The organism is Prochlorococcus sp. MIT 0916 (assembly GCF_047305155.1).
GTDB lineage: Bacteria > Cyanobacteriota > Cyanobacteriia > PCC-6307 > Cyanobiaceae > Prochlorococcus_B.
Map to the genome: position 1 here is coordinate 1,485,527 of NZ_CP138980.1, position 25,215 is coordinate 1,510,741.

At 35.4% G+C, this 25,215-nt stretch carries 19 protein-coding genes; 16 read left to right on the top strand and 3 right to left on the bottom strand.

Translation table 11 applies throughout. The annotated features are described in order from the left end of the window. Positions 1 to 56 precede the first annotated feature (56 nt). The 4 genes from tsf (at position 57) to SIB53_RS07830 (ending at position 5,288) form a co-directional block, all read left to right on the top strand. Positions 57 to 713 carry a translation elongation factor Ts gene (tsf, locus tag SIB53_RS07815; RefSeq protein ID WP_413677680.1) on the top strand — a complete coding sequence of 219 codons (657 nt, stop codon included), beginning with the start codon at positions 57 to 59 and terminating at the stop codon, positions 711 to 713. Between the two features lie 2 nt (positions 714 to 715). Then, positions 716 to 1,918 carry an adenylate cyclase gene (locus SIB53_RS07820; protein WP_413677681.1) on the top strand — a complete coding sequence of 401 codons (1,203 nt, stop codon included), beginning with the start codon at positions 716 to 718 and terminating at the stop codon, positions 1,916 to 1,918. After that, entirely contained in the window at positions 1,891 to 4,431 is a 2,541-nt protein-coding gene (gene recG / locus SIB53_RS07825; RefSeq protein WP_413677682.1) for an ATP-dependent DNA helicase RecG, read from the top strand. Before SIB53_RS07820 ends, recG begins: the two co-directional genes overlap by 28 nt. A 98-nt stretch (positions 4,432 to 4,529) precedes the next feature. Then, entirely contained in the window at positions 4,530 to 5,288 is a 759-nt protein-coding gene (locus SIB53_RS07830) for a M15 family metallopeptidase (protein WP_413677683.1), read from the top strand. Here SIB53_RS07830 and SIB53_RS07835 read toward each other — a convergent pair. Beyond that, a complete protein-coding gene (locus SIB53_RS07835) occupies positions 5,225 to 7,030 on the bottom strand; it encodes an NADPH-dependent assimilatory sulfite reductase hemoprotein subunit (protein ID WP_413679142.1) in 1,806 nt (601 codons plus the stop codon). The genes SIB53_RS07830 and SIB53_RS07835 overlap by 64 nt on opposite strands. Positions 7,031 to 7,549: 519 nt before the next feature. On the opposite strand from SIB53_RS07835, the gene glyS reads away from it, so the two are divergent. Beyond that, the gene (glyS, locus tag SIB53_RS07840) at positions 7,550 to 9,712 is read left to right on the top strand and encodes a glycine--tRNA ligase subunit beta (RefSeq protein WP_413677684.1); all 2,163 of its coding nucleotides are present in this window, start codon (positions 7,550 to 7,552) and stop codon (positions 9,710 to 9,712) included. Between the two features lie 12 nt (positions 9,713 to 9,724). On the opposite strand, the gene chlP is transcribed toward glyS, so the two are convergent. Then, entirely contained in the window at positions 9,725 to 11,059 is a 1,335-nt protein-coding gene (chlP, locus tag SIB53_RS07845) for a geranylgeranyl reductase (protein ID WP_413677685.1), read from the bottom strand. Positions 11,060 to 11,196: 137 nt separating this feature from the next. On the opposite strand from chlP, the gene SIB53_RS07850 reads away from it, so the two are divergent. From SIB53_RS07850 to ccsB, 7 genes are all read left to right on the top strand, one after another. Beyond that, a complete protein-coding gene (locus tag SIB53_RS07850; protein WP_413677686.1) occupies positions 11,197 to 11,907 on the top strand; it encodes a M15 family metallopeptidase in 711 nt (236 codons plus the stop codon). Between the two features lie 132 nt (positions 11,908 to 12,039). Beyond that, the gene (gene typA, locus SIB53_RS07855) at positions 12,040 to 13,842 is read left to right on the top strand and encodes a translational GTPase TypA (protein ID WP_413677687.1); all 1,803 of its coding nucleotides are present in this window, start codon (positions 12,040 to 12,042) and stop codon (positions 13,840 to 13,842) included. Continuing rightward, the gene (locus tag SIB53_RS07860) at positions 13,842 to 14,222 is read left to right on the top strand and encodes a DUF309 domain-containing protein (protein ID WP_413677688.1); all 381 of its coding nucleotides are present in this window, start codon (positions 13,842 to 13,844) and stop codon (positions 14,220 to 14,222) included. Before typA ends, SIB53_RS07860 begins: the two co-directional genes overlap by 1 nt. 134 nt (positions 14,223 to 14,356) lie before the next feature. After that, positions 14,357 to 15,922 carry a hypothetical protein gene (locus tag SIB53_RS07865; protein WP_413677689.1) on the top strand — a complete coding sequence of 522 codons (1,566 nt, stop codon included), beginning with the start codon at positions 14,357 to 14,359 and terminating at the stop codon, positions 15,920 to 15,922. A gap of 75 nt (positions 15,923 to 15,997) precedes the next feature. Beyond that, positions 15,998 to 16,723 carry an LPS export ABC transporter ATP-binding protein gene (lptB, locus tag SIB53_RS07870; RefSeq protein WP_413677690.1) on the top strand — a complete coding sequence of 242 codons (726 nt, stop codon included), beginning with the start codon at positions 15,998 to 16,000 and terminating at the stop codon, positions 16,721 to 16,723. 5 nt (positions 16,724 to 16,728) lie between these two features. Continuing rightward, complete coding sequence (locus tag SIB53_RS07875; protein WP_413677691.1) at positions 16,729 to 17,916, top strand: LptF/LptG family permease; 1,188 nt, start codon at positions 16,729 to 16,731, stop codon at positions 17,914 to 17,916. A gap of 37 nt (positions 17,917 to 17,953) precedes the next feature. Beyond that, on the top strand, positions 17,954 to 18,901 hold the full coding sequence (gene ccsB, locus SIB53_RS07880; RefSeq protein WP_413677692.1) for a c-type cytochrome biogenesis protein CcsB: 948 nt from the start codon (positions 17,954 to 17,956) through the stop codon (positions 18,899 to 18,901). Positions 18,902 to 18,918: 17 nt separating this feature from the next. Here the strand turns inward: ccsB and rpe are convergent, their stop codons facing one another. Next, positions 18,919 to 19,671 (bottom strand): ribulose-phosphate 3-epimerase, encoded by a 753-nt coding sequence (gene rpe, locus SIB53_RS07885; protein WP_413677693.1) that lies wholly within the window; start codon positions 19,669 to 19,671, stop codon positions 18,919 to 18,921. Between the two features lie 199 nt (positions 19,672 to 19,870). On the opposite strand from rpe, the gene glpX reads away from it, so the two are divergent. From glpX to gndA, 4 genes are all read left to right on the top strand, one after another. Continuing rightward, the gene (glpX, locus tag SIB53_RS07890; protein WP_413677694.1) at positions 19,871 to 20,875 is read left to right on the top strand and encodes a class II fructose-bisphosphatase; all 1,005 of its coding nucleotides are present in this window, start codon (positions 19,871 to 19,873) and stop codon (positions 20,873 to 20,875) included. Positions 20,876 to 20,905: 30 nt separating this feature from the next. Continuing rightward, positions 20,906 to 22,231, top strand: coding sequence for a glutamyl-tRNA reductase (locus SIB53_RS07895; protein WP_413677695.1), 1,326 nt, complete (start codon positions 20,906 to 20,908; stop codon positions 22,229 to 22,231). 105 nt (positions 22,232 to 22,336) lie between these two features. Next, a complete protein-coding gene (locus SIB53_RS07900; RefSeq protein ID WP_413677696.1) occupies positions 22,337 to 23,632 on the top strand; it encodes a glucose-1-phosphate adenylyltransferase in 1,296 nt (431 codons plus the stop codon). A gap of 161 nt (positions 23,633 to 23,793) precedes the next feature. Beyond that, the gene (gene gndA, locus SIB53_RS07905) at positions 23,794 to 25,212 is read left to right on the top strand and encodes an NADP-dependent phosphogluconate dehydrogenase (RefSeq protein ID WP_413677697.1); all 1,419 of its coding nucleotides are present in this window, start codon (positions 23,794 to 23,796) and stop codon (positions 25,210 to 25,212) included. The last annotated feature ends 3 nt before the right edge of the window (positions 25,213 to 25,215 follow it).

The window sequence follows — 25,215 nt, forward strand, 5'->3', positions numbered from 1 at the left end:
ACTTACTTGATTTATAAATTCTTATTTAAACCCCTTTCTCACTACCCCTAAATAAAATGTCGGAAATAACAGCAAAACTCGTAAAAGAACTGCGAGATAAAACATCTGCAGGAATGATGGACTGCAAGAAGGCCTTAATTGAAAATAATGGTGATATGGAAAAGTCCATTGAGTGGTTAAGACAAAAAGGTATTGCTAGTGCAGAAAAGAAATCAGGTAGAGTCGCTGCCGAGGGTGCTGTTGGAAGTTACATACATACAGGTTCTCGTGTCGGAGTCCTTTTAGAATTGAATTGCGAGACTGACTTCGTCGCAAGAGGAGATTTATTCCAAGGCCTTTTGAGAGATCTGTCGATGCAAGTAGCAGCTTGTCCAAGTGTTGAGTATGTGAGTGTTGATCAAATACCAAATGCTATTGCCAATAAGGAGAAAGAAATAGAGATGGGAAGAGATGATCTTTCCGGTAAACCTGATCAAATAAAAGCTAAAATTGTAGAAGGAAGAATAGGAAAGAGATTAAAAGAAATGGCTCTCTTAGAACAACCTTTCATAAAAGATAGTTCAATAAATGTTGAAGAGCTAGTAAAGCAAGTTGCTGGTAAGATTGGAGAAAATATTAAAGTTCGTAGATTTACAAGATATACTCTTGGAGAGGGAATTGAGGTACAAGAATCTGATTTTGCAGAAGAAGTTGCATCTATGACTTCAGATTGATCTTGTCTAAAAATAATTATTTATTAGATTCTGGCTTTGATCCTTTAGATCAAATACACTTACTTAAAGAAAAATGTAATAATATAGCTCCTTATTTATATAGGGTAATTTCAATCTATCTTGAGGAACTAAGAAATTTACTCCCTCAAACTATAAGAACTTCATTATTCTCTCTCATTACTGATAGGCCTGGAGATGATTTTGGATTCTCAACAATGACTTCAAGAAAAATATTTCAGTTGAAAATTGATAAATTAGTTTCAGATAATATGTCTCTCATAACAATTGAACATTTATATGAGTTGGCTCAAAAAATTGATGAAGAAAATATTCGTCATTTAAATAATGCTAAAGATGATATTGCTAATGCTCTAAATTTGAAAAATGATTCTAAAAGTTTAGAATCATCTAATACTGTTAGTTCTATTAATATAAGTTTATCCCCGCCATTGGAAAACTTATCAATTAGTGAAGGTTGGAATGCAGAAATAATAGCTCCTTACTCGATTGAGGATAAAGAAATTTGTATGAACAGTAAATTACCTGAAAATGAAAGCCTAAATAAAAATACTAATAAGGAATACCAGTCAGATAAAGATTATAATAGAAATAATAGCGATACTTTTAATTTAAAAAGTAAAGATATTGAAATTTTGCAGTCAATATTTGCATTAACAGATGAGTCTAATCCAGGTGATTTAGATCAAAAGAAAGAAGATTTAGCGCATGACACCAATTTTTGTGACGGTGTAAAAAATAATAGATATTTACCACAATCGCCAATTGGATTATATGAGTGGATTTTATCTATAGAAACAGCTTTGGTTCGAAGATTGCGTGATCTTTCACATTCCATTAATACTGAGCTTTTAAAATCAGGTTTAGTAAATACACTTATTCCAATCAATATTTTAGATGCTGCTTTGGCAGGTCAATTGATTTCTTCTAAATCTATATCTAATATTCTTACTTTTAAATTACCAACTAATAATCCATTGACTTCTGCTGGATTAGATATTGATTGCTTGCTAATTACTCCATCAGATATGGAATTTGATAATCCAAGACTTAGAAAAAATAGAACTAACATTAAGCATTATCAAAATGTACTCTTAGGTATGATTAAACAACAACGCTACTGGCAAGGTCGCTCTTTAGCAGAAGAGGTTAATAAAGAATGGTGGAAGGACACAACAAAGATATAAGCATCAATGATTCAAAATCTATTCCTGATAGTAAATCGAATGACCTAGTATCTTGGATTCGATCTTTACAACAAGCTTTAACAGTTGAGGTTGATCATGGTTTTATTAATATTCAAGGAAGAACAAACAAATTTTCTTATTTTGTAAGTGGATACTTATTAAGCTGCCCTTCCACAGCTGTTAAACAAAGTGATTCTTCTAAATTAAAGGAATTAGCTTTAGATTATAAAAAATATTCAACTATGTCTACAGATGAAAGACGTAGAATAATAGTTCAGACTAGACAGACACTTCATAATCTATACATATATCAAGAAAATGGAGAAAAAATAGACTCAAAAAACTTAAAGATAAGATTATCACATGACGCATTTGCCCATAAGAGAAGTTTATCGACAGATTCATTAGGTTTAGGAACCTCGATTTCAGCTATTAAAGGTGTGGGTCCAAAACAAGCTGAGAGATTGTCTTCATTGGGTCTTATTTTAATTCGAGATCTTATAAATTATTTTCCTCGTGATTATGTTGATTACACTTCATTAAAAACTATAGATAAATGTCAAGTAGGTCAGAATGTAACGATCGTCGCAAAAGTTAGACGATGTAGTTCATTTAAAAGTCCTAAAAACCCAAATCTTTCAATTCTTGAGTTGTTTATAAAAGATAAGACAGGAGGAATGAAAGTTACTAGATTTTTTGCAGGTCGACGCAAAAGTAGTATTGCCTATCTAAAATCTCAACAAAGTTTGTACGCTGTTGGCGCGACTGTTGCGGTAAGCGGGCTAGTTAAGGAAAGTAAATATGGAAAATCATTAAATGATCCTTTAATAGAAATAATAGATAGCCCTAATAGTTATTTGAAATCTAAATCAATTGGTCAAATATTTCCTGTTTATTCCCTAACTGAAGGAATTACTGCTGATAAATTCAGAGATCTAGTACAATCAATTCTTTTTTTGACATCTGAAATAAAGGATCCGCTCCCTAAAGATACTCTAATAAGACTAGACCTCCCTTCGAAGAAAGAAGCTTTTTTTCATATTCATAATCCTGAAAATCCTAAGACTTTAGCTAATGCAAGAAGAAGAATTGTGTTCGAAGAGTTTTTATTGTTGCAGCTTAGTCTTCTTTTAAGACGTGAATTACACAAGAAACGTCATTCCCCTCAATTAAGTATTGAGGTAAGTAGTAATAGCCTAGTTAGAAGATTTTTGAGTATTCTTCCTTTCTCCCTCACAGATGCTCAAAAAAGGGTTTTAAAGGAAATTGAATCAGATATAGTCAAAGCTGAACCAATGTCTCGACTCTTACAAGGGGATGTTGGGAGTGGAAAAACTGTTATCGCAATTTCAGCACTCCTCACTGCAGTTCAATCAGGATGGCAGGCTGCTTTTATGGCACCAACTGAGGTGCTTGCTTCACAACACTATCAAACATTAAGTAAATGGATTCCTCAACTTGAATTAAACGTTGATCTCTTAACTGGTTCTACCCCTAAGTCACGTCGTAAAGAAATTCTTACTGATTTAGTAAATGGATCTACAAAAATTATTGTAGGAACTCATGCTTTATTTGAAGACCCAGTTGTCTTTGACCGACTTGGTCTTGTAGTTGTAGATGAGCAACATCGCTTTGGTGTTACGCAAAGGAACAAACTTTTGAATAAAGGCTTGCAACCTCATTTGTTAACGATGACTGCTACACCCATTCCTAGAACTTTGGCGCTTACTTTGCATGGTGATCTCGATGTTAGTCAATTAGATGAACTTCCCCCTGGTCGAACTCCCATAAATACTCAGCTGATATCACCTAAAGATAAAAACTATGCATATGATTTAATAAGGAGTGAAATAAATAAAGGACATCAAATTTATGTTGTTCTACCTTTAATTGAAGAATCCAAAAAACTTGAACTTAGCTCAGCTGTTGACGTATATCATCAATTGTCTACTGATATTTTCTCAGACTTTACTGTCGAATTACTTCATGGAAGAATGAAAAGTGTAGAAAAGCAAGAGGTGATTCGTAATTTTCTTGACAAAAAAAGTGACATATTAGTTTCTACTACGGTTATAGAAGTAGGTATTGATGTTCCAAATGCAAGTGTAATGCTAATAGAAGATTCTGATCGTTTTGGTCTTGCTCAATTGCATCAATTAAGAGGCCGTGTTGGGAGGGGGGCATCAAAGTCATATTGTCTGTTGAGCCATCAAAACAAAAATAAATTATCTCGACAAAGATTGGAAGTTATGGTTAATTCCAATGACGGATTTGAAATTTCAGAAATTGACTTGCGTTTTCGTGGGCCAGGACAAGTTTTAGGTACTAGGCAATCGGGGTTACCTGATTTTGCCCTGGCATCATTAGCTGATGATGCTGATGTCCTTGAACTTGCGCGGAATGAGGCTCGAAATATTTTAGATTCTGACCCTATTCTTACAAATAACTCTATGCTTCGTTCGCTGATAAAAGAACAGTGGGAAAAGCTTAAAATTGGTAATAAATTAAATTAACTTTTGAGAAAGTTCTCACTATTGAACTCATTTGATTTTTGGATAGACTTAAATATATAAGTTTTAACGATTAATATTTAATACTTATATTTTTACAAATGACAAAGTTGAAACCTTGGAATAATATCAAAATAAATGAATGTAATGAACCTTTAATTTCTATTCCAAAATCCATATTTCGTTTAACACCTCATCCTTATATGTCGTTAGGTGCTCCATATCTAACTGGAGCAGATCCATGGGTTTTACGTAGAAGTGTTTTAAAAAGATTAATACTTGCGCAACAATACCTTTCCGTGATTAATCCCCAATTAAAGTTGGCTTTGTTTGATGCTTGGAGACCTATCTCTGTCCAAAAATTCATGTTTAATTATACTATTCAAGAAACTTGTAAGTCGAAGGGGATTGATATTAATGATTGTTCTGTCAATGGAGACCTCAATGATGTAATTGAGGAAGTTTGTCGTTTCTGGGCAAAACCATCTTCTGATCCTCTTACACCGCCTCCTCACAGTACAGGTGCTGCTATTGATTTAACACTTGCTGATATGACTAGTAAACCATTAGATCTAGGTGGAGAAATAGATTTTATTGGACCGGAATCTAGCCCTGACTTTTATAAGAAAGACTCTTTTAAGATGACTTTTTCAAAATATCAGGTTTTTCAGGAAAGAAGATCACTATTGTTTTCAGTTATGGAACAGGCTGGTTTTGTTCAGCACCCAAATGAATGGTGGCATTTTAGCTATGGAGATCAGTTATGGTCTTGGTTAACTAAGAAAAGTAATGCTATTTATGGGGTTGCACTTGAGGTAAGTAAAGACATTACTCTTTTAGAGCCGAGTTTAGTTACATGATCTCCAAGACTAGATGAGGTTCCAGTATCTTTCCAGCTAAGCAATAAAGGCTCTAATGTCTTCTCTAATTCATTGCTAGGCATTTTTTGTAGATACGGAGTCGCCAATCTTTGTAAATTAGTGCTACCACCAAGCCATAGTTGGTATTGATTTAGACCACTACCAACTAGAGCTAACTCTGCCATGTATGGTCGAGCACACCCGTTTGGACAGCCTGTAACTCTTACGAGTATTGATTTGTTAATCTCTAGAGTTTTTAATTGATTGTTTATTCGTTCCAATAGCTCTGGTAAAAATCTCTCTGCTTCTGTCATTGCAAGTCCACATAATGGTAGAGCTGGACAAGCCATTGCATGTCTAACTATTGGGTCAGGGTTTTCTGGATTATTAAAACCAATATTGATAAGAGCATTTTTTACACTGCCTTTTTGATAATTACCAATATTACATAAAAGTAAGTCTTGATTAGGTGTTAAACGTACATCCAATGCATATTTTTCAACTATATTTCTAAGCTCTTTCTTTATCTCTCCGGTAAGTCTACCTGATAATAGTGGTAATCCAACAAACCATAACTTTTCAGATTGTTTATGCCAACCTAAATAATCTTCAAGTATTGTGTTCCCTTCGTGCCTTAAGATATCAATCTTTTTTGAAAAATATTTGGTTGTCAACTGTTTCTTAAACCAATCGATACCCATGTCGTGCAAAACATATTTAAGTCTTGAGTGTCTTCTCGTTTTTCTATCTCCATAATCTCTTTGAAGAGCGAGAATAGCTTGAACAAGCTCTAATACGTGTTCCCCTTCTACAAAACCAATAGGATCTGCTACTCTCGCGAATGTCGTATCTAAGTTGTGTGTCCGCCCCATACCCCCTCCAACGTAGACATTACATCCTTCTAGAGCTCCTTTTGTATTCGTGAAAGTCACTAGACCTATGTCATGAGTAAGAATATCTACAGAGTTATCTCCTGGAACGGTAGTTGCACATTTAAATTTTCTTGGCAAGTAAGTTGCACCATACAAAGGTTCATTTTTGTCTCCACTAAAAACACCAGGATTTTGTTGCAGCTTTCTGTTTTTTTTGACTTCAGGCGAAGGCTTGATAGCGTATTTCATCTCACCATCAACCCATAAATCAATATATGTTTTCTCTGCTTTTTGGGGTGATAAAACATCGGCAATATCATTAGCTAATTTTCTCGCAGCAGGATAAGATCCTTTTTCGTAGGGGGCTGCTGGAGCCATTACATTTCTGTTGACATCTCCACAAGCCGCGAGGGTTGACCCCATTGACTTCACTATTGTTCCTATTACTTCTTTAATATTCTCTTTTTTAATTCCATGCATTTGGAAGCATTGACGTGTGGTAGCTCTAAGCGTTTTATTCCCTAGGCGATCAGAGAGATCATCTAATGCAACAAACAGAGGACCTGGCACAAAACCAGCTGGATTTCTTAGTCTCAGCATCATTTGCCAGTCTTTACCTGTGCCGCCTTTTTTTCTATGTTCTCGATCATCTTGTTGGTAACTACCATGAAATTTTAGTAGTTGTACTGCGTCGTTTGTAAAGTGATCACTGTCGTTAATTAATTCGCTTTGAAGAGGTTCTTTTAAGTAATTACTATCGGCTTTAAATTGTTCGAATTTTGCTCGAGGGGAATTATTAGCTATGCAAGGTGAAGGAACAGTCTCTTTTATTTCTCCAACATTTATACTGTCATTTTCTTCGAAATTCATTAGAGCTTCAATAGCTGCATTGCTGAATCCAGCATCTTTTAAGTCTTTCTCTATGTTTTTTGGAGCTTCTTTTGAATTACTATTTTTAACCGCCTCGAGTCTTATCCCTTTAGGTAATGTTTTATTGATCTGACTTGCCTCTTCTTCTCTAAGCTTTTCATCGAATTTTTGTTGAATAGCTATTTCCGCTGATCTTATATTCTTTTTGGCTTCTTCTTTAGTGTTCCCTATTTTTTTTACTACATCACATGTTCCAAAGGCCTCCCTTAATTTACCTCTTGGTACAGCAACCCTTAGGTAAAAACCTGATCTTCCAGGTATTTCTATGATCTTGGGCAATGGTACCTACACTGGTACCTACACTGTATCATTTTTCGTGTTGGTTGGTGTCTAATTGTTCAAATCAACCCATGGCTGATTAAATATCGATATATTTTATATTAAATTTTTTCTAGGACACAGAATGTAGAAGTAATTCGAATTTAGATCTAATCTTGTTAAGAACATAAGGAAATTTTTTTGTCTACTTACCTTTTGGAAATCGGCACTGAGGAACTGCCAGCTGATTTGGCTGAATCTGTTATTTCCCAGCTTGAGTTAAATGTAAATAACGACTTGAATTCTTCTCAAATAAAATTTAGTGAAATAAGAGTTACAACTACTCCTAGAAGAATTGCATTAACCATTGAAGGGATTAGTCCTTTTTCTGAAGATAATATTTCAGAACAAAAAGGTCCTCCTTTTTCTCAAGCTTTTCATGATGGAAAACCTACAAAAGCAGCAATTGGTTTTGCTAAAAGATATAACCTTTCTCCTGAAAAATTAGAAATTAGAGAAACTCCAAAGGGGACATTCGTTTTCGCAAAATTAATTGAAAAAGGTAAGCCGGTTGAGAGCTTATTAGCTGACTATTTACCTGGATGGATCAGCAAAATTCAAGGAAGAAGGTTTATGCGCTGGGGTAAAGGTGATTTTCGCTTTTCGAGACCTATCCGTTGGATTGTTTCTTTGATTGATTCAGAAGTTTTACCTTTTAGGATTTCAGGGTGCGATCCAAAAATTCAAATTTCTAATATCTCAAGACCACATAGGTTGTATGGCTCAACATTAGAAATAAAGAACGCTAAAACTTATTTTGAACAATTGCAGGATGTCGGAGTAATAGTTGATAGGAATAGTCGCCTTTCAAGTATTAATAATTTAGTTCTTAATCATGAGACAAATAAGAAAGGTAAGCCTGACCTGACTGAAGCCCTTGTAAAAGAGCTGACCGATTTAGTTGAGTCTCCTTTACTTGTGACTGGGAGTTTTGATGAATCTTTCCTAGATTTACCTCCTGAGGTTTTGTCCACAGTGATGAAGGTTCATCAAAGGTACATACCTTTGTACAAAGAAAATGTTGAGTTTGATCCATTATCACTTGACTCAAGAGATATTTTACTCCCTAATTTTTTGTGTATTAGTAATGGATTATCTTCAGCGAAAGACAATATTATTTTAGGTAATGAAAAAGTATTAAAGGCAAGATTTTCAGATGCTTCATTTTTTATAAAGTCAGATTTATTAATCAAAAGCTCTTCACGTATTAATAAATTAAAAGATGTAACTTTTGCTGAAGGATTAGGTTCTTTATATGGGCGTGTAAGTCGGATTGAATGGCTTGCTAAATTGTTGACATCAAAACTTAAATTTGATCAAGAGGATATTAAGAAATCCGTGAAAGTTGCACATTTTTCTAAACATGATTTAGTTAGTAGCATGGTTGACGAATTTCCAGAATTACAAGGAATTATTGGATCTAAATACTTACTTCATGAAGGTGAGTCCAGAGATGTATGTCTTGGCGTTTTGGAACATTACAAACCTAAAGGAACTGCAGACTCCCTTCCATCAAACAACCTTGGTAATGCAGTTTCATTAGCTGAGCGTTTTGAATTGCTTTTCAGTATTTATGCTAAGGGTGAAAGACCTTCCGGCTCATCTGATCCATATGCTTTGAGGAGGGCTGCTAACGGAATATTGCTTATTTTATGGAATAAAGATTGGCAATTAAATATTAATGAGATCCAAAATGAGTCACTAATTTATTGGCAGCAACTTTTCCCTTCTCTCCCTTTTGATATAACTAGTCTTTCGAGCGAGTTAAAGGAATTCTTTCGTCAAAGAATGATTAGTTTATTAGAAGAGAAAGAAATCGATTTTGATATCATTCAGGCAATTGCAGGAGAAACAACTTCAACATCAAAATTATTAGATGATCCAACTGACGTTTATTTTCGCGCTTCATTGTTAATGGAAATGAGGAAAAATAATATACTTAACTTGTTGCAAGCTGTAGTGACTCGAGCCTCTAAATTGGCAACTAAAAGTTCTATTACCGAAAATGTGGTAGATCCTTCAGGTTTTGTCGATAAGTCACTATTTGAGAAGGCTTGTGAAAGTGAAATGTTTAATGTATTGGAGAAATTAAAACCTCTAGCTATAAATGGTGATCGTGTTAAATATAAATTGTTAGCTGATGGCCTAGTCTCAAGTGCTGAAATACTAGCTAAATTTTTTGATGGAGAAGGAAGTGTTATGGTAATGACTGATGAAATTAATCTAAGAAATAATAGACTTAATTTATTGACAATCCTTAGAAATCAGTCTTTGAAGCTTGCCGATTTTAGCAAGCTTACTTAATTAATATTGGTATTATTTCTTACTGGTTTTTATACCACCTTTAATTGAACTTACCGCTAACATTTTATTAACTTCTTTATCGTCTCTAACTGCACTTGGTACTGGCTTGTATGTGCTTGGTGCGAGTGCCTTCCCTCTTAAAACAGAGCCAATTGTTAATAGAGTAAGTTTTAGTTGTTGAAGTGGTTTCATCGCAACCACAGTTTTATATAGATAGCTATCAAATGTAAGTCTTTGAACATCCATATCACCACACATCTCTACAAAAGCTTCTCTTGCTCCATCACTTGTATAGAAAATTCTTTGGAGAATATCTAAAACTGTATATGTAGTTCCATACTTTTTATCCCATTTTTTTAAATATTTTTTTAGATCATTCTCTGTGGGTATTATTTTTCCATTTTGACTTGATTCTACAATTTGTTCAGCACACATCCTCCCGCTTTTGGCAGCAAAATAAATTCCTTCTCCTGAACTTTTGGTTACATAACCAGCGGCATCTCCAACTAGAGCCATTCTTCCAACAACTCTTCTTGGCCTAGGATGCTCAGGAATTGGATGAGCTTCTACTTTTATAACTTCTCCATTAACTAGTCTCTTTTTTGCTCTCTCTCTGACACCAATCTGTAGGCTTTTTATCAAACCACCATTCTGTTTCATTGTTCCTGTTCCCGCTGCAACATGGTCGTATTTGGGAAAGACCCAGCCATAGAAATCAGGTGATACATCTGTGCCTACGTACATTTCGGCTCTGTCTTCGTAATACTTCATTTCCTCTTTAGGAAGTTTTATCCTTTCTTGAATTGCTACTGCATAGTTGTAATCACCAGCATCCATTGCTTTTGCAACTCTGCTAGTTGCACCATCTGCCCCAACAATTAAATCCACCTCAAGTTGCTTACCTTTCTCTTCAGATTGGTCCTTCAGTATTTCCGTGTAATGAAGTGTATATGGACCTTGCTTGTTAGTACCAGTTTCTATTTTTGATACCAATCCATTTACTAATGTTGCGCCAAGTTCTGCGGCGCGATTTCTCATAAAAGAATCCATAACTTCTCGCCTCAACATGCCTATGTATTCTTTGTCGCTTCCTGGATAAATATCATCCAAAATAATATCTACTTCTCTATTTGATGGAGATATCATTTTCATGTTCCTGACTTTCCTATCAATAATTGATTCAGGAAGATCAAATTCAGAAACCATACACAATGGAATCGCTCCTCCACATGGTTTTGCATTATCAAGCTTTCTCTCGAAAATCCAAGTTTTAATTCCCGCTTTAGCCAAAATTTCTGCAGCGCATGATCCACTTGGACCACCACCAATAACAGCAACTCTTAACATCTTTGGATGAAAAATTTAGTTCTCTATATATAAAACTTACATCCTTATCTCATAGAAAGTATAAAGATTGGAGATACTCGTTACTATCGAAACATCATTTTTGTGAATTCCAATTGTTTTGACCATAAGTAGAACGTATGAATTACCAAGATGACATCCCTCTGGCAAAAAGGATTAGATCCATCAAAACCTTTACTACCAAGTCTTTTTTGCGTTTAGGACTTCTATTTGTTGGATTTGGTATATCGTTAACGTTTTTAGTTGATAAATCCTTTTTACGCCAAACAAAATCTTTAGATGATTCGATTAAGTCACTTGAGACAAATCAAAATAAAAGTTTGTTGGGCCATCTTCCTTACCCTGAGGCTTTAAAAAATGAGTTAATTCTTTTCTCTCCAGGTATTTACGTTCATAAGGAAATTTATGAAAATTTTAAGGAAATGCAATTTATGGCGGCCCAAAGAGGCATTTCTTTACAACTATTAAGTGGTTATAGATCAATTGATTTGCAAAGAGATATTTTTTATGAAAATAAATCTATTAGAAATCAAACTGCTGTAGAGCGTTCTATGGTTTCAGCTCCTCCTGGCTATTCTGAACACAGCACAGGATATGCAATCGATGTTGGTGATGGGAATTATCCAGATACTCATTTTGAGGTTGAATTTGAACAAACGCCTGCCTTTAAATGGATGAAGAGGTTTGCCCCTAAATATCATTTCGTTCTCTCTTTCCCACCTAATAACAAACAAGGAGTAACTTATGAGCCTTGGCATTGGAGATTTGAAGGGACTGTTAATGCTTTGAGGAAATTTGAAGCTGCCAATAAAATTACAAAATTCAAATAATTTTGATTTAATTTTTTTTATTTCTAATTTTTTATTCGATATTTTAATTGGCATTTAAAACAGCTAAATGAAGTCATGGTGAGATATTCTTTAAGTTTCTATTAAACAAAGAAATTTTAATTTTTTTCAATTATGAGTTTTGATATACAGTCCATAAGGAATATCGCAATAATTGCTCATGTTGATCATGGTAAGACAACTTTGGTTGATGCACTTTTAAATCAATCTGGGACTTTTCGCGATAACGAGGAAGTCCCAACTTGTGCTATGGATTCAAATGATTTGGAACGTGAAAGAGGCATAACAATTCTTTCGAAAAACACAGCTGTTACATATAACGACACCCGTATAAATATTGTTGATACTCCAGGTCACGCTGATTTTGGAGGCGAAGTCGAGAGGGTTTTGGGTATGGTAGATGGCTGTCTCCTTGTTGTTGATGCCAACGAGGGACCAATGCCACAAACTCGATTCGTTCTAAAAAAAGCTTTAGAGCAGGGCTTAAGACCTATTGTTTTTGTGAATAAAATTGATCGTGCAAGAGTAGAACCTGAAACTGCGGTAGACAAAGTTTTAGATCTTTTTTTGGAATTAGGAGCTGATGATGATCAATGTGATTTTCCTTATTTGTTTGGTAGTGGTTTAGGTGGTTTCGCAAAGAATGAAGTCAAAAGTGAAAGTGATAATATGAAACCTTTATTTGAAGCAATTATTAGGCAAGTTCCTCCTCCTGTAGGCGATCAGAATAAGCCATTACAATTACAAGTCACCACTCTTGATTACTCAGATTTTTTAGGAACAATAATTATTGGAAGAGTGCATAATGGTGTGATTAAAAATGGCCAAAGGACCTGTTTGATAAAAGAAGATGGAAGCTTGAAAAAAGGAAGGATTAATAAACTATTGGGATTTAAGGGATTAAAAAGAATTGAAATAGATGAAGCAAATGCTGGAGATATAGTTGCCTTAGCTGGATTTGAAGATGTTTCTATTGGAGAAACCGTAGCCTGTCCTGACGAACCGAAACCTTTACCACTAATAAAGGTAGATGAGCCAACATTGCAGATGACTTTTGTTGTAAACGATTCTCCATTTGCAGGGAAAGAGGGAAAGTTTGTAACCAGTCGTCAGTTAAAGGATCGTTTAAATAAAGAACTTCTTACGAATGTTGCATTAAGAGTCGAGGATACAGATTCACCTGATCGTTTTTCTGTTAGTGGGAGAGGAGAGTTACATCTAGGAATTCTTATAGAGACAATGCGAAGAGAGGGGTATGAATTTCAAGTTTCTCAACCACAAGTCATTTTTAGAACCATTGATGAAATTAAATGCGAACCGGTTGAGACCCTTGTCCTTGATGTTCCTGAAGCTTCTATTGGCGCATGTATTGAAAGCCTTGGAGTGAGAAAAGGTGAAATGCAAAATATGGAAACGGGTACTGATCATCGAACTCAACTTGAATTTGTCATCCCATCAAGAGGCCTAATTGGATTTAGGGGTGAGTTTATTCGTGCAACAAGAGGTGAAGGTATTATGAGTCATTCGTTTTTTGAATACAGGCCATCAGTAGGAGATTTTGAACAAAGGAGAAATGGAGTCCTTATTTCATTTGAAGAGGGTGTAGCTACTTTCTATTCCTTGAAAAATGCTGAAGACCGCGGACAGTTTTTTATTACTCCTGGAGCTAAAGTTTATAAAGGAATGATTATTGGAGAGAATAACCGTCCACAAGATCTTGAATTAAATATTTGCAAGGCTAAACAACTTACCAACATGAGATCAGCTGGTGCAGATGAATTAGATCAATTGCAATCCCCAATTGAAATGACATTGGAAAGAGCTCTTGAATACATTGGACCAGGGGAGATGTTGGAAGTTACTCCTGAATCTATAAGGCTGAGAAAAATTAATGCAAAGAAAAATTCGAAAAAATAATGACTTTTATAGATAAACAAGATGACTTATTTATAAATGATTCTCGTTTTGAAATAGGAATGAAATTATTTAATTCTTGTAAGTGGTATAAATCTCACGATGTTTTTGAAGAGATATGGCATGACACTGGGGGAACTGAAAGACAGTTGATACAAGGTATTTTGCAAGTGGCTGTTGCACAAGTTCACCTAGAAAATAGCAATTTAAATGGAGCGACGATACTTTATGGAGAAGCATTGGGTAGATTAAAAAGATTTCATTTAGGGAATTTTGGATTAGATATTGAAGGGCTTTCTAATTGCGTTTCAAGGAGATTGGAATTTCTACAAACTGGTAAGGACCTATCTGGTTGCAGCGTGCCCTTTCTCAGTTTTCTTTAAGTATTTTGTTAAGTCTCTTACATTTTTTCTATTGAAAGAGAGATGATTTCATATTATTTTTCTTGTTTTCCTCTTTTGCTTAGCTTCAATTTGATCAATCCAAATTATATAGAACGACATTTTGCATAATCAAAATGGAATTTAAAAGAATCAATCAAATACAATTACCTGATCAGCGTTTTTATGAGATATTATTACCTATTTTATTTATAATAATCGGTCTAATTGGTGCATTTAATCATGCTCTTTGGAGAGATGAGATGCAAGGTTGGCTGGTGGCGTGGCAAAGCGATAACTTAATAGATTTATGGAAAAATAACGCACCATCCGGACATCCTATCCTCTGGTCATTACTAATTTATTTTTCGAAAAACATTACCGGCACACCCATAAGCATGCAATTGATGCATTGGTTTTTAGGTAGTTCCGCGATTTTGATTTTTTGGAGATATAGTCCTTTTAATTTAACTACTAAAGCTCTATTTACTTTTGGATATTTTCCTTTTTGGGAATATTACTTTGTTTGTCGTCATTACGTTATTGCAGAATTAATAATATTTACCTTTTGTTCTATTTATCATTTAAAAGAGAAAACATACATACCATTTTCTTTATGTATTGGCCTTTTGGCTAATACACAAGCTTTGTCCTGGTCATTAGCATTTGCTATTGGAATGACTCTAGTCTTGGATTGGATCTTAAACCCTAATCAAAGAAAAAATTATAAAAGCAACAAGAATTGGATTCTTGATTTGACTTCTAGTATCGCTATCTCTTCTACACTATTGTGTTTTGGAGCTTTTAGTCTTCTTCAAGTAAGAGATTCAGTTAAGTTACTTTCTTCTTTTATAGATTTCCGTCACTTTCTTAGAGTGATAGGACAGCTTTTTGGAGGATATATGCTTATTATTCCTAATTCAAGTAGATTTTTTGATTTAGTTTTATGTGCCTTAATTACTTTGATTTTGCTTGTCAGTACAGTAACATTTATTAAATTTTATCGTCCTGCATTAATTTACTTTTTTAGCGGTTTTATATTTTTGTTTATTTTCAACTATTTTTTATTTTTGGGTGATGGTTCAAGACATTATGGATATTATTTTCTATTGATTATCTCCTCAGTATGGTTAGCACTATCTAATCAAGATCAGCAACTTATATTTTCTACTCACCAAAATTTATTCACTAAAGGTAATTTATTTCATTTCCCTAGATTACTTACCATTTGTTTAACTATACATTTGGTCGTTGGGATTCATATGGTTATCAATGATTTTCGGATACCTTATTCTAGTGGAAAGGAAACTGCTCAATATATTCAGAATAAAGGATGGGAAGATCTCCCAATATTTGCTACTAGAGATGTTGAAGTAGCGACAGTTTCTGGATACCTTGATAGAGAATTCTACTTGCCTGAATTGAATGGATTTGGAAGTTATGCTCAGTGGGCTAATAGGCTTATATTAGACAGGAGTAATACAAAAACATTTGATGAAATTCAAGTTTATTTAGATAAATTTCCTAATGTAGATAAATTATTACTACTTTTAAGTAATCGATCATCTATTAAGAATTTGGAGCCAGGCGATGAACCTCTTTACGTTGAAAAGTTTAGTGTAATTGCTGATTCAAAATTTGAGAACTCCTTTCATGATTCAGAGAAGTTCTACTTGTATTGGGTTCAAAGAATTGTTGATTAACCTTATATATGAGAGTTATGGTTTATTATTAGATAATTTTTATGGATAAGCTTACCTCTTATAGGTTCTATTGAAATGACTCTACTTATTGAGAGTTTGGACTTAACCTTATCCAATAAAAATATTGTTAAAAACGTTAATTTAAATGTTAAACCTGGGGAGGTCGTTGGACTTTTGGGGCCAAATGGTGCGGGCAAAACTAGTACTTTTAATATGATCGTGGGTTTGATTAAGCCAAACAAAGGCAATATCTACTTGGAGGGAAATAGCATTAAAAATTTTTCGATGACAAAAAGAGTTCGATTAGGAATAGGTTATTTACCTCAGGAACCAAGTGTTTTTAGAAATCTTACAGTTATTGAGAATTTGGATATTGCGCTTTCTCAAGCCAAGTTATCAATTTCTTTATTTAGAAAAAAACGTGAAGAATTGATCGAGGAATTTAATTTGGTCTCTTTTCTTGATCGTTTGGGACATCAACTTTCCGGTGGAGAAAGACGCAGATGTGAAGTAGCAAGGGCCTTAGCTGTGGGACGTTTAGGTCCGAAATTCTTACTTTTAGACGAGCCTTTTGCAGGAATTGACCCTATAGCTATTAATGATCTACAGAATTTGATTAGGAAATTAAAAAATAAGAATATAGGTATATTAATTACTGATCACAATGTTAGAGCAACATTGGCCATAACCGAAAGATCTTATATTCTTAATCAAGGTGAAATTCTTGCGAATGGATCTTCAGATCAACTTACAAGAAATGAAGTTGTTAAAGAGAGTTATCTTGGAAATTTATTTGATTAATTAGTATGATTAATAATCTATTCTTATTATCTAGATTTCGAAATTTAGTAGAAAGGATATGGAAAATATTTCCTTTGTTAGATAGATGGATACTTTTTGAATTATTGCCGCCTTTATTTTTTTCGATAGCCGCTTTTACCGTCGTTTCTCTTTCTGTAGGAGTTGTTTTTGATTTAATTAGAAAAATAGTTGAGATTGGACTCCCTCTCTCTATTGCTGTTCAGATTCTATTTCTAAAACTACCTAGTTTTATTGTTATTTCTTTCCCTATGGCAATGTTACTTTCAACTTTATTGGCCTATGGAAGTCTAAATGATAATAGTGAAATAAAGGCATTAAAAAGTATTGGAATATCTATATATAGGCTTATTTTACCAGGCTTAATCTTATCGGTATTTATGTCATATATGACCTTTATTTTCAATAATAATATTGTTCCAAGTACAAATAAGAATGCTGAAATTATCTTAGCCAATTCTTTAGGTAAATCTTTTACAAATGAACAGGGAGAAGATATTATCTTTTCAAAAAAAGGAGAAATTTTAGATCCATATTCAAGTTATAAAAAAAGAGGAGTTACTCACCTTTTTTATGCCTGGAAATTTATTGATGGACAGATGTTGGATGTCACAGTAATTGATTTTTCAAAATTGGGCTTTACTCAAATGCTAAAGGCAAAAAAAGGAATTTGGAATAATGATAAAAATAATTGGGAATTTTTTGAAGGAGATATTTTGACACTTAGTCCTAATGGAAGTAATACAAGAACAAAATTCTTGAGTTTTTTATATCCATTAGGTACTGAACTTACAAGTATTGCACAACTGCCAAAAGATGCTAATGATATGAATCTAGGAGAGGCGAATACGGCCATGGAGTTATATCAAAGTAGTGGTAATATTAAAGAAGCAAGAAGAATGAAAGTAAGAATTCAAGAAAAATTTACTTTGCCAATCGCTTGTTCAGTTTTTGCTTTGATTGGTTGTAGTTTTGGAGTAATGCAAAAAAAAGGAGGGGGTCGAAGTCAAAGTTTCGGTTTAAGTATTATTTTGATACTCATCTATTACATTTTGAGTTTTAGTTTTAGTTCTCTTGGAGTCAAGGGAATAATAAATCCTTTCTTTGCTGCTTGGTCTCCTGTTTTTTTGTCTATGTTAGGGGGAGGTTTCTTGTTAAAACAGGCAAGTAAATGATCTGATCTTTCTAAATAATCTCTAGTTGCTTTTATCAATGGTTGATTTTCAGTTAAATAATTTTTCTTTTGACCCTGTTGTTTCTCTTGGGTTCTTAGCCTTTCTTTCCTTATTAATTGCATTGCCTATTGCTTTTTGGTCAGTTGCTGGTAGCAGTGATTCCTCAAAAGCTAGGTTTTTAGTCGCGATTTCCAACCTTTTTCTAACTAGTCAATTGATTCTGAGATGGTGGCAATCGGGACATTTTCCAATTAGTAATCTCTATGAGTCTCTTTGCTTTTTGACTTGGGGTTGTACCTTGACTCAACTTTTCGTTGAAAGAGCATGGCGCTCCCCAATAGTTTCTGCAGTAGCGACTCCTCTCTCACTACTTTCAATAGGTTTTGCTAGTTTTGTTTTACCAGAGAATCTGCAAACTTCTACCCCTTTAGTTCCAGCACTTCGCTCTAGTTGGTTGGTAATGCATGTGAGTGTAATTATGTGTTCTTACGCTGCATTACTAATAGGTTCGATTTTGTCTTTCGGTGTCTTTCTTGTTGATGGAACAAAGCAATTTAATATCCGTAATAGCTCGTTAGGCTCTGGTTCGTTTAGGCAAATTTCTGAGCTATATCTTGATGACCAAAATAAAAACCTAAATTCAATACAGCCGGTTGAATTTACAAACGCTGAGCAACTTGACTCTTTAAGTTATAGATCAATAACTGCTGGTTTTTTATTGCTTACAGTAGGTCTTATTAGCGGTGCTGTTTGGGCTAATGAAGCTTGGGGGAGTTGGTGGAGTTGGGACCCTAAAGAAACTTGGGCATTGATATGTTGGTTGGTTTATGCGGCTTATTTGCATACTAGGCTAACAAGAGGATGGCAAGGTAGAAAGCCTGCATTACTTGCTATAGCAGGCTTTTTTGTTATTATTGTTTGCTATATTGGAGTCAATCTTCTTGGCGTTGGCTTGCACAGTTATGGTTGGTTCTTTGATGCTTAATAGTTGATTGACTTTGTTTATTTCTCTACAATTATTCCATTCTGTGCATCATTAGCAACTTTTCTTAGTGCATCACAACCTTCTTTAAGTGTTGGATAAGCAAACATACCACTTCCTGCTATGAAACAGTTTGCTCCAGCAGCGCAACATTGAGATAATGACCAATCTGCTTTTATTCCTCCATCAACTTCTATGTCTACGTTGTATCCATTTTCTAAAATTATTTTCCTTAATTGAGTTATTTTGTTGAGCATTGTTGGAATATAAGCTTGTCCGCCAAATCCAGGATTAACTGTCATTACTAGTATGTGATCAACCATATCAAGAACATCCTTAACCATATCCATTGGAGTATGAGGATTAAGGGCTACGGAGGGAGACCCGCCTAGCTGACGAATTCTTCCAAGTATTCGATGAAGATGAACATTAGCTTCAGCATGAGCAATTACAACTCCTGGCTCTCCGTTTGAACCTTTACTTGCTTCTACATATCCCTCAAGCATGGTTTCACAATTATATTGACTAACCATTAACTGAGTCTCAAATGGAACTTTGCAATACTTTCGACATGCGGAAATCATTTCTGGACCGAATGTGAGATTGGGAACAAAGTTCCCATCCATAACATCAAATTGAATTCTGTCTACACCTGCCAATTCAAGATCTTTTACGCACTGGCCCATATTTGCCCAGTCTGCTGGCAAGACTGAAGGGATTATTTGAACTGGACGGTGTTCAGAAAAAATTGCTGAAGAAATGGATTGGATCATTGTTTTTGTCTTTTGGCAGAGATTCTATTAATTCATGGTCACAAGTTCTAGTGTGACCATGCACTGATACAGTAATTATCACTTATCAACAGATAATAAGTTTTTTGTGAGTACTTTTTTCTGAGCATTCTTCAATGCCCTCAATTACTTACAATATTGTCTGCCTTAAGGCGTAAATTTCTTTACCTAGCTGCAAAAAGTGGATCGTACTCTTGTCCAAGAAATTCTTGAAGTAGTTGAGCAAGCCGCAATTGCTTCAGCTCAATTGACTGGTTTGGGTCAAAAAGATGAGGCTGATGCCGCTGCCGTAGAGGCAATGCGAAAGAGAATGGGATCGATTCAGATGCAAGGAAGGATTGTGATTGGAGAAGGAGAAAGAGATGAAGCTCCTATGCTTTATATCGGAGAAGAAGTTGGATCAGGTACAGGCCCTGGAGTTGACTTTGCTGTAGATCCATGCGAAGGAACAAATTTATGTGCTAACAGCCAGCGAGGATCTATGGCCGTTCTGGCGGCCTCAGACAGGGGTGGTTTATTTAATGCTCCAGATTTTTATATGAATAAATTAGCTGCTCCACCAGCAGCTAAGGGCAAGGTTGATATCAGAAAAACACCCACAGAAAATATAAAACTATTAAGTGATTGCCTTGGTATTGCAATAAGTGATTTAACTATTGTTGTTATGGATAGAGCTAGGCATAAAAATTTAGTTTCCGAAATTAGATCTACTGGTGCGAGGATTCAGCCTATTTCAGATGGTGATGTTCAGGCCGCAATTGCATGTGGATTTGAGGGGACTGGCACGCATTGTTTAATGGGAATTGGTGCTGCTCCTGAGGGTGTTATTTCTGCCGCTGCCATGAGAGCACTTGGGGGACATTTTCAGGGACAACTTGTTTATGATCCAGCTATTGCTCAAACATCAGAATGGGCAGACTATACAAAAGAAGGAAATATCAAAAGATTGAACGAAATGGGCATAACTGATATCGACAAGATCTATGAAGCAAATGAACTTGCTTCTGGAGAAAATGTTGTATTTGCTGGTAGCGGAATAACAGATGGATTGCTTTTTGATGGTGTTAAATTTGAAAAAGATTGTACTAGAACTAGTAGTCTTGTCATTAGTACGCTTGATCAGACTGCAAGATTTACCAATACGGTTCACATCAAAGATGGTGCTCAAAGCATCTCTTTGAAGTGAAGTTTAATTAAATGAAGTAAGGGGCTATTTATGCATATTGCTGTCGTCGGTCTTAGCCATCGCACGGCCCCAGTAGAAGTGCGCGAAAAGCTAAGTATCCCGGAAGAACTCGTTGAAAATTCTTTTAATAATTTAAAGAAAATAGATCAAATACTTGAAGTCTCAATATTGAGTACATGTAATAGGCTGGAGATTTATAGCCTAGTAAAGGACCCGCAATTGGGAATAGAAGCAATTAAATCTTTTCTTCTTGAATTTTCGGGCCTTGAGGATGAGATTCTTTCCCCGCACTTATTTAACTTTGTCCAAGAGAAAGCTGTGTCTCATGTGATGAGAGTTTCCGCTGGTTTGGATAGTTTAGTTTTAGGTGAAGGACAGATCCTTTCTCAAGTAAAAAAGATGGTCCGTCTTGGCCAAGACCATCAAAGTCTAGGCCCTATATTAAATAGATTATTAACTCAGGCAGTTAGTACTGGTAAACGCGTAAGAAGCGAGACAAATCTGGGAACGGGAGCAGTTTCTATAAGTTCTGCAGCTGTGGAACTTGCTCAATTAAAACTCGGTCAAGCTCATGGAAAGGATCAGTTGATGACTTTAGAGACTGAAAAGGTCGCTGTTGTTGGTGCTGGTCGAATGAGCCGTTTATTGCTACAGCATCTTCAATCAAAAGGATGTTGTGCTCTGACTCTTTTAAATAGAACTAAAAAAAGGGCCGAGGATCTTTCAGCGGCGTTTCCAGATATTAAAATTGATTGTCAATTAATAGATGAGCTTGATAATTGCCTCTCGCTTAGTACGCTTGTATTTACCAGCACAGCGGCTAATGAGCCAATTATTGATGCTGAAAAATTGATAAAAATAGATAGAAAACCTTTGTTAAGACTTATTGATATTGGAGTTCCGAGAAATATTTCTTCTGATGCAAAATCAGTTTCTGGAATTGAATCTCATGATGTTGATGACCTTCAAGAAGTCGTTTCAAGAAATCAAGAGGCAAGACAAAAGCTTGCCCTAGAAGCAGAAGGATTGATAGAAGAAGAATGTCGTATTTTTCTGGAATGGTGGGATAGTTTAGCGGCTGTTCCAACTATTAATTGCCTTAGATCTGGTTTGGAGGCAATTAGAAAAGAAGAACTTCAGAAGGCATTAAGCAGAATGGGACCTGATTTCTCTGCTAGAGAACGAAAAGTTGTAGAAGCATTAAGCAAAGGCATCATTAACAAAATACTTCACACTCCAGTCACAAAATTAAGAGCTCCTCAATCAAGGAATGATCGCAGAGATGCTCTTGATGTTATTGAAAAACTTTTTAATCTTGATGTTTCTAGTTCTTTAAATAAGCCCAAAAACAACTGATATTGTTATTTACTTTTGAATTTCTTACTACATATCACTTTTTTCTGGATTAATGAGCACTCTATCCAGTAGGTTTGCTCCAAATAGCCGATTAATAGTGCCTTCATGAAGAGAGTACTTGCCATCATTCTTGGCGGTGGAAAAGGATCACGCCTATATCCATTAACGAAAATGAGGGCTAAGCCTGCTGTTCCATTGGCGGGTAAATATAGACTTATAGATATTCCCATAAGTAATTGCATAAATTCGGACATCAGTAAAATGTATGTTCTTACGCAATTCAATAGCGCTTCACTTAATAGGCATATTGGTCAAACCTATAACCTCAGCGGACCTTTTGGGCAAGGTTTTGTTGAGGTTTTAGCTGCTCAGCAGACACCCGAAACACCATCTTGGTTTGAGGGGACGGCTGATGCTGTAAGAAAATATCAATGGCTTTTTCAGGAGTGGGATGTTGATGAATACTTGATTCTCTCTGGAGATCAGCTTTATCGAATGGATTACAGCTTATTTGTTGAACAGCATAGAAAAACTGGAGCAGATTTAACAGTTGCAGCATTGCCAGTTGATTCAGCTCAAGCTGAAGCATTTGGTTTGATGCGCACTGATGAGTCAGGGAATATTAAGGAATTTCGTGAAAAACCAACTGGGGACTCTTTGAAAGCAATGGCTGTGGATACTTCCAGGTTTGGCTTGGAAGCAAGTGAGGCTCTAGAAAAACCTTATTTGGCTTCAATGGGAATTTATGTTTTTAGTCGCTCGACTCTTTTTGACTTATTAAATAAGTTTCCCTCCTATACAGATTTTGGAAAAGAAATTATTCCTGAAGCTTTAGGAAGAGGAGATAAACTTAAAAGTTATGTATTTAATGATTACTGGGAGGATATAGGAACTATTGGGGCATTTTTCGAATCAAATTTAGCTTTAACTCAACAGCCTACTCCTCCATTTAGTTTTTACGATGAAAAGTTCCCTATTTACACAAGGCCTAGATATCTGCCACCTTCAAAAATTGTAGACACACAAATAACTGATTCAATAGTTTCCGAAGGGTCAATACTTAAATCATGTAGCATTCACCATTGTGTATTGGGTGTTAGGAGTCGGATTGAAAGTGACGTTGTTTTGAATGAAACCCTAGTTATGGGATCTGACTTTTACGAGTCTTATGAAGAAAGAATAGCTTTAAGAAAGGGAGGAGGAATCCCATTAGGGGTTGGACAGGGAACAACTGTTAAAAGGGCAATCCTCGATAAAAATGCTCGAATAGGTGACAATGTCACGATAGTCAATAAAGACAATGTTGAAGAAGCTGATCGCGCAGAACAAGGCTTTTATATTCGTAATGGAATAGTTGTCATAGTTAAAAATGCCACAATTCCTGATGGAACTATTATTTGATCTATATTTAATGTTCTAGAAATTTAATAAGACTAGTTTTTGCAAGATTTTATTATCAAATATTTATTGAAAGAATCCTTCATCCCTGACATTGAGCTCTTTAATGCAGCGAAATGATTCCATAGTCGTCACACTAGCTCAAGTAGAAACTTATTAACTTAATGACCAAGGCACATTTTGGATTAGTCGGTCTTGGAGTAATGGGAGAAAACCTAGTTCTTAATGCAGAGCGAAATGGTTTTTCTAGTGTGGTCTATAACCGTACTTATCAAAAAACTGAAGATTTTCTTTTGGGAAGAGGATTAAATAAATCAATTCAAGGAGCGAAAGATCTTCAAGAATTTGTATCAAAGTTGGAACGTCCAAGAAGAGTATTGATGATGGTTAAAGCTGGAGCAGCTACTGATGCTGTCATTAATCAAATTTCACCTTTCCTCGAGGAAGGTGACTTGCTCATCGATGGTGGGAATGCCCAATTTATGGATACAGAAAGAAGAGTAAAAGAACTTGAGAGCAAGAGTTTTGGATATATTGGAATGGGTGTTTCAGGTGGAGCAAAAGGGGCATTGGAAGGCCCTAGTATGATGCCTGGTGGGACAAAGACTTCTTATGAAGCAATAGAGAGTTTATTGAACAAAATGGCAGCGCAGGTTGAAGATGGACCTTGTGTGACTTATATCGGCCCAGGGGGGTCTGGACATTTTGTTAAGACCGTTCACAACGGAATTGAATATGGTATTGAACAAATTTTGGCTGAGGCCTATGACTTAATGAAGAGAGTTTGTGGAATGAGTGGTGATGAGATGGCATCTGTTATGGGCTATTGGAATAAAACTGAAGAACTTTCCTCCTATCTTGTTGAAATTACTGAGGCATGTTTACGAGTTAAAGATCCTGACGATAGTTCCGATCTTGTCGAAAAGATAATGGATAAGGCGGGTCAAAAAGGTACTGGCTTATGGACAGTTGTCAGCGCGCTTGAACTTGGAGCTTCTGTCCCAACTATCTATGCATCTTTGAATGGAAGGGTTATGAGTTCGATGAAACACCAAAGAAATTATGCAGAAACAATTTTGAACGGTAATAAGCCTTCGTTTGTTGATTTTGGAAAGCCTTCTGATGGAATGCCCTTGCTTATGGATGCAGTTGTATTGGCTACAATAGCTAGCTATGCCCAAGGTATGGATATTTTGCGACTTGCTTCTGATGAATATAATTACGATCTTGACATGCCCTCCATAGCTCAAATATGGAAAGGTGGTTGCATAATAAGGTCTACTCTTTTGAGTCGTATACAGGATGCATTTAAGAAAGATCCGAAGTTAAGCAACCTTGTTCTAGATAGTTGGTTTACTGAACAGGTAAATAATCGTCTTTCTGGTTTGACTCATGTTGTGTCTGCTGCTGCTAATGCTGGAATTCCAGTTCCGTGTTTAAGTAGCACTCTTGATTATTTAAACAGCTTAAGAACCTCTAGACTTCCCCAAAACTTGGTTCAGGCCATGAGAGATTGTTTTGGCTCTCATACTTATGAGCGCGTAGACAAAGTTGGATCATTTCACACTGAATGGATTGATTGATAC

Bases quoted from the DNA above. Each gene is read 5' to 3' on its own strand.
- chlP (WP_413677685.1), bottom strand. From the start codon at position 11,059: ATGTTAAGAGTTGCTGTTATTGGTGGTGGTCCAAGTGGATCATGCGCT.
- tsf (WP_413677680.1), top strand. From the start codon at position 57: ATGTCGGAAATAACAGCAAAACTCGTAAAAGAACTGCGAGATAAAACA.
- SIB53_RS07860 (WP_413677688.1), top strand. From the start codon at position 13,842: ATGACTTTTATAGATAAACAAGATGACTTATTTATAAATGATTCTCGT.
- gndA (WP_413677697.1), top strand. From the start codon at position 23,794: ATGACCAAGGCACATTTTGGATTAGTCGGTCTTGGAGTAATGGGAGAA.
- SIB53_RS07865 (WP_413677689.1), top strand. From the start codon at position 14,357: ATGGAATTTAAAAGAATCAATCAAATACAATTACCTGATCAGCGTTTT.
- SIB53_RS07830 (WP_413677683.1), top strand. From the start codon at position 4,530: ATGACAAAGTTGAAACCTTGGAATAATATCAAAATAAATGAATGTAAT.
- rpe (WP_413677693.1), bottom strand. From the start codon at position 19,671: ATGATCCAATCCATTTCTTCAGCAATTTTTTCTGAACACCGTCCAGTT.
- SIB53_RS07895 (WP_413677695.1), top strand. From the start codon at position 20,906: ATGCATATTGCTGTCGTCGGTCTTAGCCATCGCACGGCCCCAGTAGAA.
- SIB53_RS07850 (WP_413677686.1), top strand. From the start codon at position 11,197: ATGAATTACCAAGATGACATCCCTCTGGCAAAAAGGATTAGATCCATC.
- recG (WP_413677682.1), top strand. From the start codon at position 1,891: ATGGTGGAAGGACACAACAAAGATATAAGCATCAATGATTCAAAATCT.
- lptB (WP_413677690.1), top strand. From the start codon at position 15,998: ATGACTCTACTTATTGAGAGTTTGGACTTAACCTTATCCAATAAAAAT.
- SIB53_RS07835 (WP_413679142.1), bottom strand. From the start codon at position 7,030: ATGAATTTCGAAGAAAATGACAGTATAAATGTTGGAGAAATAAAAGAG.
- SIB53_RS07900 (WP_413677696.1), top strand. From the start codon at position 22,337: ATGAAGAGAGTACTTGCCATCATTCTTGGCGGTGGAAAAGGATCACGC.
- ccsB (WP_413677692.1), top strand. From the start codon at position 17,954: ATGGTTGATTTTCAGTTAAATAATTTTTCTTTTGACCCTGTTGTTTCT.
- typA (WP_413677687.1), top strand. From the start codon at position 12,040: ATGAGTTTTGATATACAGTCCATAAGGAATATCGCAATAATTGCTCAT.
- SIB53_RS07875 (WP_413677691.1), top strand. From the start codon at position 16,729: ATGATTAATAATCTATTCTTATTATCTAGATTTCGAAATTTAGTAGAA.